Genomic DNA, 19030 nt, shown 5'->3' on the forward strand with positions numbered 1-19030 from the left:
GTAATCACATAACTTACACTGGTGGTTCCGCCCTGACATAAGTTGGGTGCAACAGGATTACCTTGAAAAACTCCTTTCGGATCACAACCTCCACTTACGCTAAATCCTTGTTTGAAGGTTTCGAAAGCTGTATTTACAGCCTCCTGATCTGCATAAGCACAAGCTGAAGCGGTAAACGGATCCGGTGATACCGGAATTACTTCCGCCGGAGCGGTGATAGTGAAAGTAGCTGAGCAAGATTTCTGTAATCCGCAAGCATCAGTAACGTTGTAATTTACAGTTACAGATCCACCACATAAAGCCGGAGGAGTCAAATTCTCTAATCCTGTAATTGTTAAAGTTCCGTTACCTCCTGAAGCTGAAAAACCTTGTTTAAAGATTTCGAAAGCAGCATTAACTGCAGTCTGATCAGCATATGTACAAGAACTTTTTATATTATCTCCGGGACAAACTATATTAATAGGTGTTGGCGGAGTATCCGTAATAGTTACGGTATCTGATGCCGGACATCCATTTATTGGGTCGGTGACTGTTAATGTATAAGTTCCTGCTTTATTAATCGTTGGGGTTAGAGTTGTACCGCCCGAAACAATATTCCCGTCCACTGTACTCCATAAATAAGTAGCATTAGGTGTACTTGATGAGCCCGACAATTGTATTGATGTTATCAAACAAGTTAAGGCTTTATCGTTTCCTGCATTAACATTTGGCGGTACTTTATTTTCAAGAACTGTGACGGTTTTTTTTGCAAAACAGCCTTCTAAATTAGTATATGCATATACGGTATAAACCCCTTTAACAGATACAACCGGTGCATTTCCTGCTATAAATGGCCCATCGGCAATACCATCAGGTGAAGGTCCGTACCATTTTATAATAGCATTTGCAGGAGTTGGTGTTGCTGTTAAAGTTGCTGTTGGATTATTACAGGTTAATGGGTTACTAACATTACCTACTACGGCTACATCAGTAATGTTTCCGAATAAAAATGGTCCTGAAAAATCTTTTAATTCTGAAGTAAATGAAGATGAAGATCTTGTTTTTACTAATAGTGAACCTAATAAATTTGAGCAGGGACTTTGATTAATATTTCTACTATCTAATCCTAAGGCTGTCAAATTAAGTCCAAACTCTGCAAACTGCAAAGCTTCAAAATCATTTTGAAAAGAGGCTTGCGAACCTCTCAAAGTTCCCCAAGGTGGCCCTAATGTAGAAGCAGTTACATTAACAACTGCAAAAACATCTCCATTAATACCTCCGCCTTTTGCATTTATTTCTGCATATCCGTAAGGAGGTGCACCATTACCCTGGTCAAAAACACCGGTAAGATCAAAAGGTCTGTTTGGTTTTGAATTAAAAGAAGCTACATCAGCACTAGACATCCAAACTCTTACACTAGCGATTGGTTTTGTACCACCATTTTCAAAATCGATGGCGACAATTACGTCCCCTGGAACAAGTATTTTTCCGGTGCCGTCAAAAGTCCATGCTGTGTGTCCAGACTGACCGCCTGTACCAACTAAAGCTCCACCGTTAAAAGTAACTTCTGTTCTGAAAAATTCAAAATCAAAATGTGAATTCCCATCAGAGGAAATTTTAGATGCTCCTCCATATCCCCATAAAACTCCGTTAGGATTAATTGCTAATGCAGCTGGAGATAAATCTCTTTTCAAATAACCGAATACATCAACAATATCATCTTTTTGAGGAATACTACCTGAGCCTAAAGCCCAAGTGGTAGGATTATCACCATTCTTATTAGAATTTCCAGAAAAAATACTTGAGTCGCTGTTGTTTTGTGTAGAATTTCCATCACGCCCGTAAACGGCATCAATCCACAAAAAATTACCAACCATAGTATTTTTTGGTTTCGACATTCTTTTTTCAAATGTAAAATTATTATTCGATTGGATTGATGTTTTTAGCCCTGCCGCATTAGTCTGATCAATAACATTTTCGCCGGTTCCAGCAGCAAAAGCTGAACTAAAAAACCAGTCATCATAAATACCAGAAGTCGTAGGGGGAACTAAAAATTGCTCTTTGTTTGCATAAACGTCAGCATCAATACCAAAATTAGCTTTTACAGCTGCTCCTGATATGGCTTGCGAATACAAATAAGGGTGGAAAGCAAATAGCATAAAAAGTACCGTCAAGTAAAATTGATACTTTTTGTGCATAATAATTTTCATCAAATTGAAATTTGGGAAAATTAAATTAGTAAAAGAACAACGAAAGATTTTACACAATTCATGACGTGTAATCTTCATGTGATAAAAAATAGTTTTTTTCATAATAATAGTATTTAAAATACCATTACACTAGTAAAAACGCGGAAGTTTACAGATTTGGAAATTACATGAAAAATAATAAACCATCTTCAAAAAGTTATGAAGTACAAAATCTAAAAACTCTTTTAAAAAGAATTGACCCTCAGAAAAAATCTGACTTTAACGATCATGGGGTAAAAACATTTGTTAAAATTAGTTAATAACGTAAATGCTCTTACTTAAAAAGAAGTAAAATCGATATCATTCAAATAAAATCGACGAACGGAATGCAACAATAAGAAAAGTAGTATATAATATTTTAAAAAAATAAAAATCAGAACTTTATAAATTTTAAAAAATAAAATAAAGCTCTGATTTTTATCAATATCTCAAAAAATAGACTTTAAATTAAACTATTAAAAGTCTTGTTAATTAAAAAATATTAATTTCGTAATTACTTCGTTTTGGGTTTAAAAAGTATTTTACTAAAAAACAACACATGATATGGCAATGAATTTTCCCAATAATCCCAGGTATGTGCTCCAGGACGTTCGGTATAATCGTGTTCTACTTTGTTATAAACCAATCTTCGGTGTAATTCTCTATTGGGTTCTATTAAAAAATCATCTACTCCACAATCTATAATCAGGGGTAGTTTGTTGGCTTTAATTTTATCGAGCATATTGATAACCGCATATTGCGCATACATTTCTGAGCTATCGCTTTTGTCGCCAAATACAGGCTGCATTAATTTTACTACTTGCGCCGATGATTCTCTATTTAGCATCACACTCATATCAACTGCACCACTCATACTTCCGGCAGCACAAAATAAATCGGGATGTTTTGCCGACAAATACAAAGCACCGTGACCGCCCATCGAAAGTCCTGTAATCACTCTCCCACTTCTGTTGCTTATTGTTCTATATGTTTTATCTACTTTTTGAACTACTTCCTGCGTAATAAAAGTCTCAAACTGACTACCTTGATTTACGGGGCTATCGAGATAAAAACTAAAAACTTCTCCCTCTGGCATTACAATAATGATATTGTATTGATCTGATAAATTCTGTACTAGTTTTTTATTTGGTGTGTTTTTCAACCAGTCGCTAAAGTGTCCGTAAGCGCCATGCAACAAATACATAACCGGATAAGTAGTTTTGCTTTTAGCATACGAATTTGGCAATACAACAGCGGCTTTGTAGGTTTTGCCCATTGCTGTACTGGCAACTTGTAATGTATCTACTTTTGCAGCGTAACTCATAGACGAGACGCACAAAAGAACCGTAAATACTAAGATTTTAAAGTTTTTCATATTTATTTTTTTTCGATTAAGGATTGTAAATATACCCTTTTTTCGAATTAATTATATGAAAAATCCGACCCGTTTTTTAAGGTGTTGAATTATGAATTTGTGATATTTTTTCTGCCACTCCCGATAGCTATCGGGATGCACAGATTAGAAGGATTTTTTCTTTGTGCTGAAAGAGTTGCCACGAATTACACTAATTTTCACTAATTGATATGCTGGATATTTTTTACCAAAGATTAAAATGATGTTATTAGAATATTAGTTGTAGAAAAAAAGTTTGCCATGAATTTCACTTATTCACAATAATTCAATTCGTGCTAATTTGTGAAATTCGTGGCAAAAAAAACCTGCGAAAACCCGCTCTATCCGTAAAATCCGTGGGCAAATTTTATCTTAGCTAATAATAATCTTATGTTCGTGACGGTATTGCGATGCACTTTTACCTGTATATTGCTTAAAGGATTTACTAAAATGACTGAAATTATTAAAACCGCTTTCGTAGCACACTTCATTTATACTCATTGGTTTTTCAGCCAGAAGTTTTGAGGCGTGAACCAAACGATATTCATTTACAAATTCAGTAAAAGTTTTGTTTGAAATCTTTTTGAAATAACGACAGAATGAGGGCGTGGTCATACTCACCAGACTCGAAATTTCATCTATTGCAATAGATTCCTGAAAGTGATCTTTTACATAATTGAAAACTATATTGATTCGGTCGCTGTCCTGTGTTTGCAATTCCAGCGAGAAACCATCGGCGTTAAGCACAGTATAATCTTGTGAAGAATCTAATTCGTCCAGAATACTCAAAAGTGTCAGCAAGCGCTCAAACGGAAGCTGATGCTCCATCATTTCGATTTTCTTGCCAATATGTTTTTTAGTTTCTCCGCCAAAAGCAATTCCAACTTTGGCCTGTTTAAAAATATTATGAACCTTTTTCATTTCTGGAGCGATAAAAAAATCATTCCCCAAAAATTCCGGTTTAATATGAATAACGGTTTCGTTTTTGTTTCCCGTTTGTTCGTTCGTAAAACCACAATGTGGCAAATTTGCACCTATTAAAATCAAATCACCATTGGTATAATAAGAAACGTGGCTTCCTATTTGTCTCTTTCCTGCTCCACCATTTATAAAGACCAATTCAATCTCCGGATGGTAATGCCATAAATGAGCTTTACTGTTGGTCTTTTCGGCGTGTTTCGTGTAGGTAAAAGAGCTTCCGTAGGAGTTTGATATCACTTCAAGAGCCGGGGCGATAGTCTTCATGATAATATCTTTAAATTATAATAGCAAATTTAACAAAAACACCTATAATAATTTAAAATTTAACCTATATCGGTTTCGTGAATGAGAATACAGCACAAAAAACAGCAAAACTCAACGGATAAAAACGGAGATTATTCGGCTATTTTTTCAAGACTGATTTTTTTATCCTTAATTTTTTAAATATATCTCATTTAATCAAAGATTTTATAAGTATATAGTAATTTTTGTAAGAATATTGGATAATTCAAAAATTGTTAATAAATTTGAAAAGGTTAAAAAATAATAGCTGAATTAACTAAAACGATCAAAATAATTCAAATTTTAACCTATAACGCTTTCGTAAATGAGAATATAGCATATAAATTGGAAAATACAGTTGTGAAAAAATACTAATCCCTGAGGTAATTTAGCATCAGAAAATTAGAAGTAAAAACTTAAACAACAATAGTTATGAAAAATATCTTAAAAGTAAGCTTAATATGTATAGTGCTTTTGACAGGAATGAGTACTTATGCAATTGATGGAAATGATAACGGAAATAACGATTTTAATCTTCATGTATTAAAAACGAATGGAAAAATGATCACGTTTGCTATGAATCAGACTAAAAAAGCAAACTTGACAATTTATGATAAAGAAGGTACTGTACTATATACTGAAAATGCTTCAGGTAAAGACGGAATCTTAAGAACTTTTAGCTTAGAGGAATTGCCAACTGGAACTTATTTCTTAGAAGTTGAAGATAATGCAAAAAAAGTAAGACACGAAATTACTATTACTGATGGCACTTCGGTTTTATCATCAAAAGCAGTTTCGTCTGTTTATAAAGCAGGTTTCTCTGCAAACAATACAAGCGTAGTAGTACGCTAGAAAAGTTTATACTCGCATACAGTATAAAAATGAGGTTAGATAGTTAGTAAAGTTTAAAAACTGTATAGTTTTAGAAACAGCTCTTTGTGGTTATTGAGCTGTTTTTTTTTGCTTTATACTTTTTTGGAAGATTGCCACGAAGGCGCGAAGGCGCAAAGTTTTTTTCTTTATGCTTAATTTTTAACCGCAAAACACGCAAAGACTTTTTCTCTCTACTTAATTTTAATAACAAAGTACGCACAGGTTTTTATATTTAATCTTGCAAAGTCGCAAAGTTTTTTTTAACCGCAAAGCACGCAAAGGTTTTTATATGCAAAGTTTAATACAAACGCAAAGTTCGCAAAGCTAAGTCAACACAAAGCTTTGCGAACTTTGAGTTTATTATACTCAATCCAGAATAAAAAAACCTTTGCGTGCTTTGCGGTTAAATCTTTTTCTATACATTCTTTTTGTAAGAAACACGGATAAATTTACATTCTCTTAATCCATACAAAACGTTGAAAAATAATAATCAAATTAACAAATACGATAAATATAATTCAAACTTTAACCTATATCGGTTTCGTAAATGAGAATACAGCATCGAAATCAGCAAATAGAGTTGTGAGAAAATATGTATTTGATAAGTAATTTAGCATCAGAGAATTAGAACTATTAATTTAAAAACTAAATACCATGAAAAAGATTTTAAAATTGAGTTTAGTATGTGCTGTACTTTTCACAGGAATGAGTACTTATGCAATCGACGGGAATGAAGATTTTAATCTTCACGTAATAAAAACGAATGGAAAACTGATTACGTTTGCCCTTAATCAGGTAAAAAAGGCCAGTTTAGCAATTTATGACAAAGATGGTACTCTAATTTATGCTGAATCTGCTTCAGGTAAAGACGGGATTTTGAGAACTTTTAGTTTAGAAGAATTTCCAGCCGGAACTTACTATCTTGAAGTTGAAGATAATGTAAAAAAAGTGAAACATGAAATTACAATAACTGACGATACTACGGTTTTGTCTAAAAAAGCAGTTTCTTCAGTTTACAAAGCAGGTTTTTCTGCTAAAGAATCCAGCGTTGCAGTACGCTAAAAAATTCTGAATTCAGGAAGTCTAAAAGTGAGATTAGACTTATTGAAAAATTAAAATAATAGTCTTCAAAAAACAGCTCCTTAGACGTTCTCGAGCTGTTTTTTTATGCCTATTTTTTTCCGGCTCTCACTCAACTTATCTTTTTTGAAAAACTATTCTTAATAATTTCAAAAGACTGGTTTTTACGGGGTTAAAAAAATACTAAAAAAAACATCTACGAGCCCAGTAATTACGTACATAGTTCAGCCAAAACTCTGAAACATCTTTAATTCAGCAATTTAGACTTATAAAAAAGTGATTTTTTTGCATAAAATTAAATTTTAATTTTTAGTTTTGGGCTCGCCTCAAATAGTAATAAACAATTAAAAAAGACATGACAAAATTTATCAAAATGGGCTTAGTTGTTGCCGTATTTTTAACAACAATTTTTACTTATGCAATTGATGGAAAAGGTGATTATATTTTAAATATAAAAACCGGAAATGGAAAAGTAGTTAGCTTTGCTATAAACACCATTGAAAAATCAATTTTCTCTATCTATGATGAAAACAATAATTTAGTTTACAAAGGAGATTCTGCTGCAGACAAATTAGAGATTTCAAAAACAATAAGCTTAGAAGGTTTTCCTTCTGGAACTTATACATTAGAAGTAAAAGAAAGCAGTAAAGTTGTAAAACACGAAATTAAAGTTGCAGCTAAAAAAGTAAAAGCAGTTAAGCTTGACGAATCGGTAAACGAAAGTCCTTCTTTCCGTCGTTAATTTTTTTGCCCTAAAAAATTAAAAGCATCAGCCACGGCTGATGCTTTTTTGTTTACTTCCCTTTTCTTATTCTAAATCAGATCAAAATAAAATGATCTGTATAAATATCAAGAAACAAATCAGGGTATGAAGTAGTAATAATAGATAAAGCTAAATTCACTACAGCTTTTCTATTTTACAATTACTGTATAATTAATATCTGATGTTTGGCTTTTATAGTACGAAACAGCAATATCTTTTATAGCATTAACTCTTTGCTTTTCTAAACTTACTTCATCATTATATTGTTTCATTTGAAAATCCCACTGCTTTTTTTCCTCTGCATTCACTTTTCCTTCAGCGACTTTTGCGATAGTTTGTGACTCTTTAAAACAAGGAGAAGAAGGATCAATTTCAGATAAAATATTCAATGCTTCGACATAATCATTTGTTGCGATTGTATTTCTCGCCAATTGCATTTGTTTAGCACAATTCTTTTTTTGAAAACCTTTGTATGCTTCGATTGCTTTTACCTGAACCTGGCTATAACAACTCACGGCATCAGGAATCGACATAAGCAAACCTAAAGCTTCTTCATATTGTTGTGTTTTTACAAATCCGTCTGATTTTTTTATAAGATCAGAGCATTTTGTTTCATAATATTGAAAAATTTTAGTTTTACTCTCATCAATAAACTTTTTGTACCCGGCATCGTTTGCTGCAATTTTGGTAATTGCGTTTGTGAGTGCCAGTTCTTTACTGCTTCCACTCCCTTTGATCGTTTTACTAATTGTTGAAAACAAAATATTATTATCTACTTGTTTCACAAATAAACTAAAATCAACAGAAACTACTGTAATGTTTTGCATTCCGCCTTCAACAACACTAGTTTCATTAACCGCAAATTTTGGATAAATAACAAAGTTGTTGCCATAACCTGAATCAGACAATCCTGAAGCTGTCACGATCTGAGAAATTTTTGTATCTAGTTTTGAAAGCTGAGATTCACTTAAATCCTCCATATATTCAGGAACAACTACCGAAAGAGAAATTTTTCCGATATCCTTACTTGTTTGTGACTTTGATACCAATGAAAAAAACAAAGCGATTATTATAAAGTAAATATTTTTCATCTCTATTTATTTAATTGTAATGTAAATAGTACTGCTTTTAACATCTTTTGCTGGTTGCAATCCTAATCCTTTAAAGAATTTAAAAAGTTCAAGAGCAAATTTATTCGGGTTGTAATTATTACCGGTTGCCTGATCTTTTAATGGAATTTTAACGTCGTCAAGGATCATTTTCAAATCTGTTGTACCTTGGATATGATAATTATTTTTGAATGCATTCTTTTCCATCCATGCCTCAATCTGATCTGATAAAGGCAAACCATCCGAACCAATTTCTGATGACATATTATGTTGAGAACCTGCATCAAAACTAATGTCAACAATTACTGATTTACCATTGTTTACAATATCTGTAAATTTGGCTTGCATTACATTTAAGAAATCCTGAATACAACTTTCAACAGCTTTAGAAGCTAATTTGTTGTAGTCTTCTGTGTAAAATCTTCCGCTTTCACCAACTTTATTTGCTAATGAATTTCCGGTTGATGCTTCATAACCTGTTAAAATTAATTTAACTGAATTTCCAGAACTTGCATTATCAATAATGACTTCGGCTTGCACATACACATCAGCACCAGACATTTGAACAATCTGAGATTTTATATCAGTTTGATTATCAGAAGTAAAAACATGATTATCCTTAGCTGCTTTTAATTTTGCAATAAAATCAACAGTTGTAAAACCTCTGCTGTCAAAACCTTCTTTTATTTTAGTTATTGCAATTCTTTTATTTGGATCGTCTTCCAGAACAGTTCGCAAATCTTCTCCTTCTCTTGTGTAAGGAATCACCATGATCTTAGGTTGAACTGTTACAACTTGCCCGCCTGTACTTGTTGCCGCATTTTGACCAAACGCAAAATTTGTAACGCATAACGTTACAAATAAAACAATGCAATTAATACCTTTATATTTCATATCTTTTATTTTAAAATCCAAACTTGCGGATTATGTTATTTTGTTCAAGATCTGCTCGTAGTGCCGCTAAATTGACTTTAACATCCAAAGGCAAACTTTTCTTACCTCCGTTTTGTCTTGCAAACTTGCCTACCGGAATACTCGACATAATGAAGCTTTTATATCTTTTTTGAGTATAAAACTTATCAAAATACTCTTTATGCTTTTCTATTTCTTCAGATTCATTACTGCCAATTAAAGCCGTTTTTTGCTCTGATTCCGGAAGTCCTCTAAAAAGTAATACGTTGATAGCACTTTTTTCTGCTTCACTAATTGCGTCTTGTTGATTTCCACCTGTACCAATTGCTCTCATTGTAATGGTTCCTGCGTTTCCGGAAAGATAATTAACCGGAGAAGCTGGAACTGTTTTTTGACTAAAGCCATGTATTACTGAAAATAAGAACAGAATAACAATACTTATTCTTTTTTGTAAAATCATACTATGTTATTTTACGATTAGTTTACACGTTAATTTTTCGGCGGCATTAAATCTTGCTAAAATTTCTTTTCCTCCGTCTGAAACAGAACACTCAGAAAAATCACTTCCAGCAATTTTAACTACTTTTAATTCCCCAATTTGCGATGGATAAGGTTTACCGTCAATCAGTTCGTTTTTTTCAACAATTAGTTTGTCACCTTCTTTAAAACCAAATTCTTTACCACCAGCAATTAAAACAGTCGAAGCCGCTTCTTTTTTTGTAGCCAGGACTTTACTAATCTTAGTTGTTAATGGAAATGTCTTGATAAAATAGGCACTCAATTTAGGCTCAATAGATTTTAGAGCTTCATTTACAGCACTTTCAGGAGATAACATTAACGGACTAACTTCTGTTTGAAAACTTTCGGCTTCTGTTGTTTTTCCAGTTTCTACTTCATTTACTTTTAAAGTAAAAGCAACACTGGATTTATAACCATTTACACTGCCATCTGTATTTTTCATTGCATACACGCTCATTTTCAATATATTTCCAATGATCATGTTTTCAGCCGCCAGGGCAGCATCTTGTTTTGCAGTGTTTTTACTATCAAGAAAAGCCTCTGTTTTTTGAAATTCCAATTCGTCTTTCACTTTATCATAACTTGTTCTGTCGACAACAGTAAAACGTCTTGAATTAGTAACAATCTGAACTACTTTTTCAGCAACTGCTCCTGAATATTTAGAGTCTACCTCAGAAGTAAATTGAGCAACACCTATAACGGGTTTTGTTACCCCTTGTGAATAGCCTACCAGACTATTCACAAACAGTAACAAAAGAAAATTAAAATTTCTCATATTAGTAGTTTCCTGATGATTTTAAAGTAGAGATTAGATTGTTTACCACTTTTAAGTTTAAGTTTAATTCTGGTAAAACTAAAGCCATAACATCTTTTGAGTAGCTTAATGATTTTGCTCCTTTAGGCGCTTGCATCATTCCGGCACTTTTTAAATCAGTTGAAGCTGTCGCAACAGTTGCTGATGCATCTGATACTGTTTTAATTTGTGTTGCAATGTTTAAACCTAAAGTATTAAGTTCATCTAAAGTTGGTTTTTTAACCGTTACATCTGCAACACCGTCAACAGATTCTCCAACAGTTCTTTTGTACATTTCAGGAACTAATGTATTAATTTCTTTTGTAGAAGTTAACATTTGAGTTGAATTTGATGCAAGCCCGTCAACACTTGAGATACCTGAAGTTTTAGGTGCAGTTAATTTCTCCAATTTTGCTTTACGCTCTTCTGAATCTTTAGATTTCATTTCAGATTTCAAAACTTCACGTTCTGCTTTTAATTCATCTTTTGTTTTTGCTTGTGCTAAACAATTTTGTTGCATTACTAAGATTAAACCAAGGCAAAGAGCCGTTTTGTAAAATAATTTTGTAATCATGATTGGTGGTATTTTATTTTTGTTTTCTTACTCTTTAGGATTTTCAGGAACTCCTCGTTTATTTAAGTGGTTTCTGAACTCCACCTTCGTTGTGCTAAAATAAATGTAATCTTTGTAATCCTTTTACGGCTTTCCACATTCAGACCATTTTTTTTTAATATTATTTTTCCTGATTTTTTTTTTGCTTGCTATAATTCAAAACAAATACTGTTGTCCAAATAAGACGTTTTTGAGAAGTTTCACTACTTCAAATCACTGCAGAATAAAGATTTTTAATGTGCTTTGTTCCTAAAAAAAACACTTACTTATGTTTTTATGTCATTGATTTACATACATTTGCAAACAAAAATTACCCTTTTAAACAAAAAGATGAAATTTTCTTACATTATAAATTATTCAATAAAGGAAAAAAATGAGTGCCCCTAACATTTTTTTAAACTACTACTTATGCAAAAAAAAATAGTTCTTTTAGCACTACTAACAATTTTTTCATTTCGTATTTCTGCGCAAAATGAAAAAAACTATGTAACCGATAAAGTAAGTGACAAATACGTTTATGTTAATGTAATAGAGACCTACGAAAAAGTTGCTGCAAAAGGCTATAAATCAGTAGATTTATTCCAAAAATTAGGAAATTCTTCTTATTCTAATTGTAAACTGGAAAAAGCTGCGGTATGGTACGGTGAATTGTTTGCCTTGACATCTGATTTAGACCCCATATATTATTATCGTTATGCTGACGCTTTACAATTCATCTGTCAAAATGAAAAAGCCGATGCCATACTTGCAAAATTGAAACGCAAGCCTAAAAAATCCTGAAAAAGTAAAGGCAATTAAGCTTGACTAAACGGTAAAAGAAAGTTTCTTTTTGTCGCTGATGCTTTTTTAATTTGTTTCTGTAATAATTTTATACAATTCTTCACAATAAGCAAACTTATCATTTTGTTGGTTTCTTTTATTTTCCTGCCCAACTTCATAAACCAAAACCTGAAACCAATATAATACTCTAATAGCCATATTCTGGACTAAAGGATTTTTGCCGTCTAACTTCATAACGTTCAAATCCTTAATTTCAGATTTCCAAAATTTAAAACTACTATTACTCTTAGCCGATTTTAATTCCTGGTCAAAGCGAAGCGAAAGTTTGTCTAAAATTTCATTTTCCAAAACCTTTGTCTTCTCTATTTTTGCTATTTCATCTTTATATTCTCTGGATTTTTTGATCTCAGCAATTTTAGCTCTTAGAATGTTGTCTTCATTTGTATTAAATAGAGTAATCCCTTTTTCGTAGACATTCACCGAAAGTACCATTTCTTTATTCGCCTTTAAACTATCGGCTATTCGTAAATTGGTATCATAAATTCTTTTAATAATTGTATCGTTCTTTGGTCTTATATTTTTTCTATAAGCCTGAATTTCCAGCCAGTCAAATGCGCGAAGCATTTCAGATTGTTTGGGCCAAACATGTTCTACATGAGCAACAAAAAGTGTGTTTACAATCTTTGCTTTATCCAGCCACGCTTTGTTTTCTATCATTTCCTGATAATTCATATCCCGATCGCCAACCATGCCTACGTAGGAGAAATTATTAGAAGGAGGTATAAACTTATCCGTACCATTAAAAGAAGCGCCACAAGCAATAACTCCTTGAAAAGCGCCCGTGGATATCCCAAAGAAACTAGCTAGTCTTGCACCGCCTGAAAAACCTGATATATAAAGTTGCGAAACATCAAAACTATAGGCTTGCAGTACATCATCAAATAATCTATTGGCAATAGCAATATTATTTTGAGTTGGTCCATTTCTTAAAGTATTAGAGCATACCAAAATATAATTGTACGTTTCTGCAGCCAGAATAAAAGGCTCAATCCCTCTTTTTCCTTTTCCGCCCGGTTCAAAAATAAAAACCAATGCCAATGGAGTTTTAGCATCGTATTTTTTAGGAAAATATATTGCATACGATTCCGCTGGATTAGTTGTAATTTTCACCGAATCGATAATAACTCCCGTTTGTAACAATTGCTTATTTTGGGTATAACCAAAAGCCGTAACAAAAAGAAACAGAATATAATAGACAGTATTTTTCATAACACTAAAATATAAAAAAACCTCTCACTTCTGAAAGGTTTTATTGATTAAAGAAATCTAAAAAAACAAATTTCTATACTTTCCCTATCTCCAAACAATGTAATCTCGCATTATTTTTTTAAAATTTAAATTTAAATTCTTTTATAGGAGGCAGCTTATCCTTATTCCATTCTAATTCAATGAATTCTGCTGCGTATTCTTTCATATTCTCAATACCATCAAGCAAAATCGCTGAGCCGCCATCTTTTACTGCATCAGCCACCATCTTAAAAGCAAACTCAGTTCCTTCCCAATCCAGTGCAGGTAAATCAAATACTATATCTTTTGTTTTTGAAAGAGTCGCATATAAAGTCAAAAGCTTTCTTTGAGTTCCTGCCAGATTCTCTATTTTCGTTTCTTTCTTAATCCATTTATCTTCATATATTCTATTAGGAAAAGGACTTTTAAGATCTGCGTTTTTCTTAAGATATCTTTCCACTGTCAAAGGGAAAAAAGTATCCCTAAAATATGATCTTCTAAAATAATCCACATATTTCATCTTTCGATGCAGGATCACATTTTCATGCTTAATTTTACCACAAAAAATATCCTTCAGAAACATTTCAGTATCATTGTAATGACTGCGATTATTTAAAAATAAAACAACTACTTCACCTTCCAGCAAAACAAAAGCCGGCAGGTAAAATGTATCTGTTTGGATTCCTTTATTTTCTAATACAATATTCATTATAACTTCAGGATTTGGTTTTAAATATACAATAAAAAATACTTCGAAATATTTGCATTAAAACAGAAAAGCACCAACCGTGGTTGATGCTTTTTTTATGAACAAAACTGTTTAAGGAATATTATTTCCTTGCCAGTAATTTTTCTAAATATTCGTTTTTATCCTGTTCTGCTTTCAACAGACGTTCGTAAAGTTTTTTGTTTTCTTCAACTGCTTCCATTAATTTATCTAATGGATTAAAAGTGCAATGATTTCCAAAATTTACATTACTGTCTTTTGTATCATTAAAAGTATTAAAATAATTAATCATACCTTCTTCAGAAAAATTCTTAATGGCTTCCACCGTTACACCAAGTGCTTTTGCAACTTCTATAAGTCTTTCTTCTTCTATAGTTTCACTGTTTTCAATAGCAGATATAGTTTGCTGACTTATTCCTAAAGCCTGCGCCAAAGCTTCCTGTTTCATATCTCGAAGTTCACGAATACGGCTTATTTTTCGCCCTATATGATTTGGTTTTGTAAGTGTGCTCATAATTCAAAGATAATAATTAAGTGTGAAAAACCTCAACGGGTAAAAAACTTATTTAGAAAGTACAATACCAGCCAAAACGGTTTGGTAATATACAATCTAACGCTTCCTTCGCCAAGCTAAACAAAAGTACGATTTTTCTTTCTATATGAAATATAAAAATCAAACTATAAACCGATTAACAGAATACAAATTAAAAATATACGCCTTATGGAAACCAATGAAATTGAAACTTTAGCAAGACTTAAAAAATTAACTGCACAATATTTTACAACTCTAAAACCAACAAAAGACAAAAACTCTTATACAGTTCAAATTAAGGTTGTGAATTATTTAGAACTAGGTTGTGTTATTACCGATATGCTAAAATTATGCATCTTGGCACTCGATCATGACATGCATAAAATTGACGAGATGAAGCATGAATCTATAAACGTGAGTCTTATTTTAGAAACTGTTGTGCAGATGTTCCCTTTGAATGAGTTTGAGTATTTGAGTTATGTTGGGGAAATGGTTAATGAAGATTTGTATTTCAAACCGTGAGCATCTGTCACGGTTTGATTTTTTTTATCATTTGAATAAATTTTGCAGTCAACTGAAAATATTTTCAATCGCTGGTACTTTTTTTAAATTAATTTTAATTCTTTAGCAATATCTTTTTCAAATTTACCTAATGGTTTTTTATGAAAATTTTCTGAATCATAATGATTTCTAATCATCAACTCATAAATTTCTTTTTCATTATATATCCATTTTTTTCCTTTACTATCTGTAAATATGTTTTCATAAATATCTTTTATTCTTTTACTATTTGTTTTTCTCTGAAGATCAATAAAATTAGTTACAGTTTCCAGATATTCGTTGTAAATATAATCTAATTTAAAAAGTTCAATATTACCGTTTATTTGGCGTTCTAGATTTGATACATTTGATGTATCAATCTTAATTTTCAAATTTCTAGTGTCCCCATAAAAAGCGGATGGATTTTTAGGTTGATAAGTAAATTTTGCATTTTCTTTATCAAAATTACTTAAATAGGGATGTAGATATTTTTCTAATGAAAATGAAACTTTGCCTTTTAGATTGGAATTACAAATATGACAACTAGGAATTAAATTATAAAAAGACAATGCTAATATGGGATGCTGAGATTGTGGAAAAAAATGATCTAATTCAGGCCGAATAATTTTTTTATTACAATTTGTAACTGTTAAAATATAATTTCTATTACAATATAAACAAGTGTTAATCTTTAATTTCTCTGATAATTTGTATGCATCCCACTTTATTGAATAAATTGAATCTTTTTTTGAAAAAGTTTTATAATCAAATAAAAATCCTATCAGTCTCTTAACTTGTTTATTTACATTTTTATTAAATAAAAGTTTGTAATCTTTACTTTCTTGTAAAATAACTGATGGTTTTGAACTCAAAATAGTATTGATTTTTTTATCAGTAAAATAATCTAATTGTAATTTTAATTGTTGTGTGATATTTATGCTAGCTGAGAAAATATGGTTTTTGGAAATAAAAAAATTTTCTGTTTTATGTATAACTCGAATATCTCTTTGTTCGCCATTTCTTGTCTTAGTTTTTCTTGTAGATTTTTTAAGAAACCAATTTACAGCTTGAACTTTAATATTGTCTTCCCCTTTTATGGATTTTAATTTTCGATCAAAATCTTGTTTATGTAATTTTGAGTTCAAATTATAATAATATAAGCATAATCTCACTACTTCAATTTTTATATTTAAAATTTCTAAAAATGCGATACAATGCTCATCACAAGTTTTTGTCAAAGTAGCTTCAGAAATACTAACCATTTTTTTTGAGTTTATTAATTTGTTGTTCTATTTGTCTTTTCTTTTTTTCAAGCTCACTAATTTTTTGTACTTTTTTATTTAAAAACTCAGGTTTAATTTGAGATAATAATTGTTTTAACTTCATTGATATTATTTCATCCCCAATTAGATTTATTAAAAGTAAAAAATTGTTATGCTTATTTTTTTCATATTTATTTGCATTAACATAATCTAACACTTCTTTTATTTTTTCCATTGCCCAAGCTCCTATAAATCCTTTGTCTAAAAAAAAGTCATTTTTCAATAGATCATATAAGTTTGAACCAAAAGTTTTTTCAGACAAATCAAATATTTTTGGCTTCCCTTTTTCTAATTTTAAAATATTATGATGAGGAATATCAGATAAGATAAAAGGAGAATGTGTTGAGAAGAGAATATTTATACCCATTATATTTTTAATCTTTAATCTTTTAATTTCATCTAATAGACTTTTTATGAAATCTCTTTGATATTCAGGATGATAATATAATTCAATCTCATCAAGAATAAGATTAATATTTGAATAACCAATTCTTCTTACACTTAATGAATAAAATACTGAATTTAAATTTTTTATATGATATAATATAGATTGAACAGAGTGAATTAATTGTTGTTCTCCTGAACTTAAAGATCCAAACTCGTAAGACTCTTTTCCTTTATAATCATCATTTATAAAAATTTTTGTTTTAAAAAAAGCATTCGGAATTAGTTGCTCTTCTTCGAATTTATTGACAGTGTTTTTTTGTGCTTCCTTAATCATTGAAATAAACTCTTGCTTATTTTGATTATAGAAATAAGCTTTACTATTTACATTTTTTGGATTTTGAACGACTTTCCATTCACTAGAAAAATATTTATGCTTTATAGTGTTTAAAGCCTGATATAATTTGATAGTTGTGTGACTATTATCATCTTTCAATTTCTTAATTAATTCTGGCAGCTTTACTATTGTTTGTATCGTTATTTTATCGCTACTTATTTCTAAATACCTAAATTCACTATAATCTTCATATTGATAACAAATTTTAAGAACCTTTCTGATGCAATATTTAATTATATAAAATAATATTTTTTGATAATTAATTACTTTTTCGTTTATATTATATTTATAATCAACTTTCGATCCTTCTTCAAAATCTTTAGATATTTCTTGTTGCAATTGATCAAGCTGTTCTTCAGATAAAGTAAAATCTACAAGATTAGTTAATAACGAATTTACGAAATCTAATATCGGTATGCCATTGATTTTTTCAATTTCATTAATAACTAGACTCGTCGTAATATTCTCAAATTCTTCTAAACTACTAGGATCAATAATAAATTCTATTTTTTCAAAAATTTTATTTTTAATGATATATGAGGTGCTCTCATTACCTAGATCCACAATATTCAATAATAATCTAGATTGAGCTAAATGATATTCAGAATTAATATCAATAACACCTTCTGTTCTAAATGGATTAATTACTAGTGGCGTCTGATATCCATCGTTTTTGTGAAATAGTGATTTAATCCAGTTCCCTGAAATTTTACTGTTTAAACCATAAATCGAATAATTAATTACTATTGAATAAAAAAAATAATTAAGATCAAAATCAGGAACATTTACAAAACCAAGATCTTCTTTTTTATAGAAAGAAATCAGCGATTTAGTTATCACTTTAGTCCTTTTATGCAAATAAGGCATGTAGGCGGTCTCTATTGGAGTATCATGTTTTATTTTATAGATTTCATTATTAACAGAAAAATAAATTTCAAATCTACTTTTATAAATTAGGTTGTTATAATCTATAAATTCTTCGTTAGTTAAATTTCCAAAATTTGCTCTAATTCTTTGCATCATTGAAACTGTATCATCAATTAGCCCCAAAAGATCAGACATTACATAACAGCATCTAAAAAAAAATTCGAGTAAACTACTCTTACCTGAGCCATTTTCGCCAACAAGAGCCGAGATATTGACATTAATTAAATTTCCATCAGCAGTTTCAATTTCATAAAGATTATATGGAATTTTTGAACTATACAAAACATCATAAACTTCTTCTTTTGGTTTTACTACTTCTTTATTACTATTTATAAAATTATAATCATTGTAAAATTGATAAATCTTACCTGGAATTAAGTTTTTTATAAATTTTTGATCGCAATTAATTAATGGTCTTATTGCAATTAGTTTAAATCCGCTCATAAATAATATTTTTACCCTTTGTCTGCTAATATAGGTAAACATTTTTTTTTAAAATTACGTTAAACCGTAAAGCCATGGAATTTTAATTATTAAAACTATAAACAAAAAAACCTCCCATTTCTGAGAGGTTTTCATAAATCTATAAAATCTTAAAAAATTACATAT

The 19030-nt window shown here is 30.7% G+C and carries 17 protein-coding genes and 1 pseudogene; 5 read left to right on the forward strand and 13 right to left on the reverse strand.

What is annotated here, in order from left to right; translation table 11 throughout:
* The 3 genes and pseudogenes from CHB81_RS18150 to CHB81_RS18160 all read right to left on the reverse strand — a co-directional run.
* Window positions 1–2291: pseudogene (locus tag CHB81_RS18150) on the reverse strand (PKD domain-containing protein); the annotation flags it as partial.
* A gap of 430 nt (window positions 2292–2721) precedes the next feature.
* Complete coding sequence (locus CHB81_RS18155; RefSeq protein ID WP_089353258.1) at window positions 2722–3582, reverse strand: alpha/beta hydrolase family protein; 861 nt, start codon at window positions 3580–3582, stop codon at window positions 2722–2724.
* Window positions 3583–3972: 390 nt separating this feature from the next.
* Window positions 3973–4845, reverse strand: coding sequence for an AraC family transcriptional regulator (locus CHB81_RS18160; RefSeq protein ID WP_089353259.1), 873 nt, complete (start codon window positions 4843–4845; stop codon window positions 3973–3975).
* Window positions 4846–5295: 450 nt separating this feature from the next.
* On the opposite strand from CHB81_RS18160, the gene CHB81_RS18165 reads away from it, so the two are divergent.
* From CHB81_RS18165 to CHB81_RS18175, 3 genes are all read left to right on the forward strand, one after another.
* The gene (locus tag CHB81_RS18165) at window positions 5296–5715 is read left to right on the forward strand and encodes a T9SS type A sorting domain-containing protein (RefSeq protein ID WP_089353260.1); all 420 of its coding nucleotides are present in this window, start codon (window positions 5296–5298) and stop codon (window positions 5713–5715) included.
* A gap of 675 nt (window positions 5716–6390) precedes the next feature.
* On the forward strand, window positions 6391–6798 hold the full coding sequence (locus CHB81_RS18170) for a secretion protein (RefSeq protein WP_089353261.1): 408 nt from the start codon (window positions 6391–6393) through the stop codon (window positions 6796–6798).
* A 373-nt stretch (window positions 6799–7171) separates the two neighbouring features.
* Complete coding sequence (locus CHB81_RS18175; RefSeq protein ID WP_089353262.1) at window positions 7172–7558, forward strand: secretion protein; 387 nt, start codon at window positions 7172–7174, stop codon at window positions 7556–7558.
* A gap of 170 nt (window positions 7559–7728) precedes the next feature.
* On the opposite strand, the gene CHB81_RS18180 is transcribed toward CHB81_RS18175, so the two are convergent.
* From CHB81_RS18180 to CHB81_RS18200, 5 genes are read right to left on the reverse strand one after another with little or no spacing between them, the layout of a single operon-like run.
* Window positions 7729–8670, reverse strand: coding sequence for a hypothetical protein (locus CHB81_RS18180; RefSeq protein ID WP_089353263.1), 942 nt, complete (start codon window positions 8668–8670; stop codon window positions 7729–7731).
* Window positions 8671–8676: 6 nt separating this feature from the next.
* Entirely contained in the window at window positions 8677–9582 is a 906-nt protein-coding gene (locus CHB81_RS18185) for a DUF6175 family protein (protein WP_254921163.1), read from the reverse strand.
* A 10-nt stretch (window positions 9583–9592) separates the two neighbouring features.
* On the reverse strand, window positions 9593–10060 hold the full coding sequence (locus CHB81_RS18190; RefSeq protein WP_089353264.1) for a hypothetical protein: 468 nt from the start codon (window positions 10058–10060) through the stop codon (window positions 9593–9595).
* A gap of 6 nt (window positions 10061–10066) precedes the next feature.
* Window positions 10067–10894 (reverse strand): hypothetical protein, encoded by an 828-nt coding sequence (locus CHB81_RS18195; protein WP_089353265.1) that lies wholly within the window; start codon window positions 10892–10894, stop codon window positions 10067–10069.
* 1 nt (window position 10895) lies between these two features.
* Window positions 10896–11486, reverse strand: a complete 591-nt coding sequence (locus tag CHB81_RS18200; RefSeq protein WP_132022416.1) for a hypothetical protein — start codon at window positions 11484–11486, stop codon at window positions 10896–10898.
* A 447-nt stretch (window positions 11487–11933) separates the two neighbouring features.
* Here CHB81_RS18200 and CHB81_RS18205 point away from each other — a divergent pair, with 447 nt between their 5' ends.
* Entirely contained in the window at window positions 11934–12305 is a 372-nt protein-coding gene (locus tag CHB81_RS18205; RefSeq protein WP_089353267.1) for a flagellar motor protein MotB, read from the forward strand.
* A 66-nt stretch (window positions 12306–12371) separates the two neighbouring features.
* Here the strand turns inward: CHB81_RS18205 and CHB81_RS18210 are convergent, their stop codons facing one another.
* The 3 genes from CHB81_RS18210 to CHB81_RS18220 form a co-directional block, all read right to left on the reverse strand.
* Window positions 12372–13574, reverse strand: a complete 1203-nt coding sequence (locus tag CHB81_RS18210) for a hypothetical protein (protein WP_089353268.1) — start codon at window positions 13572–13574, stop codon at window positions 12372–12374.
* 118 nt (window positions 13575–13692) lie between these two features.
* Window positions 13693–14301: a hypothetical protein gene (locus tag CHB81_RS18215; RefSeq protein ID WP_089353269.1), complete on the reverse strand. Its 609-nt coding sequence runs from the start codon at window positions 14299–14301 to the stop codon at window positions 13693–13695.
* A gap of 121 nt (window positions 14302–14422) precedes the next feature.
* Window positions 14423–14833, reverse strand: coding sequence for a helix-turn-helix domain-containing protein (locus CHB81_RS18220; RefSeq protein ID WP_089353270.1), 411 nt, complete (start codon window positions 14831–14833; stop codon window positions 14423–14425).
* Window positions 14834–15040: 207 nt separating this feature from the next.
* Here CHB81_RS18220 and CHB81_RS18225 point away from each other — a divergent pair, with 207 nt between their 5' ends.
* Window positions 15041–15373 carry a hypothetical protein gene (locus CHB81_RS18225; protein ID WP_089353271.1) on the forward strand — a complete coding sequence of 111 codons (333 nt, stop codon included), beginning with the start codon at window positions 15041–15043 and terminating at the stop codon, window positions 15371–15373.
* Window positions 15374–15456: 83 nt separating this feature from the next.
* On the opposite strand, the gene CHB81_RS18230 is transcribed toward CHB81_RS18225, so the two are convergent.
* Window positions 15457–16653 (reverse strand): hypothetical protein, encoded by a 1197-nt coding sequence (locus CHB81_RS18230; RefSeq protein ID WP_089353272.1) that lies wholly within the window; start codon window positions 16651–16653, stop codon window positions 15457–15459.
* A complete protein-coding gene (locus tag CHB81_RS18235; RefSeq protein ID WP_176427546.1) occupies window positions 16646–18865 on the reverse strand; it encodes an AAA family ATPase in 2220 nt (739 codons plus the stop codon). Before CHB81_RS18235 ends, CHB81_RS18230 begins: the two co-directional genes overlap by 8 nt.
* Window positions 18866–19030 lie beyond the last annotated feature (165 nt).

The sequence above is a fragment of the Flavobacterium sp. ov086 genome (assembly GCF_900187965.1).
Lineage (GTDB): Bacteria > Bacteroidota > Bacteroidia > Flavobacteriales > Flavobacteriaceae > Flavobacterium.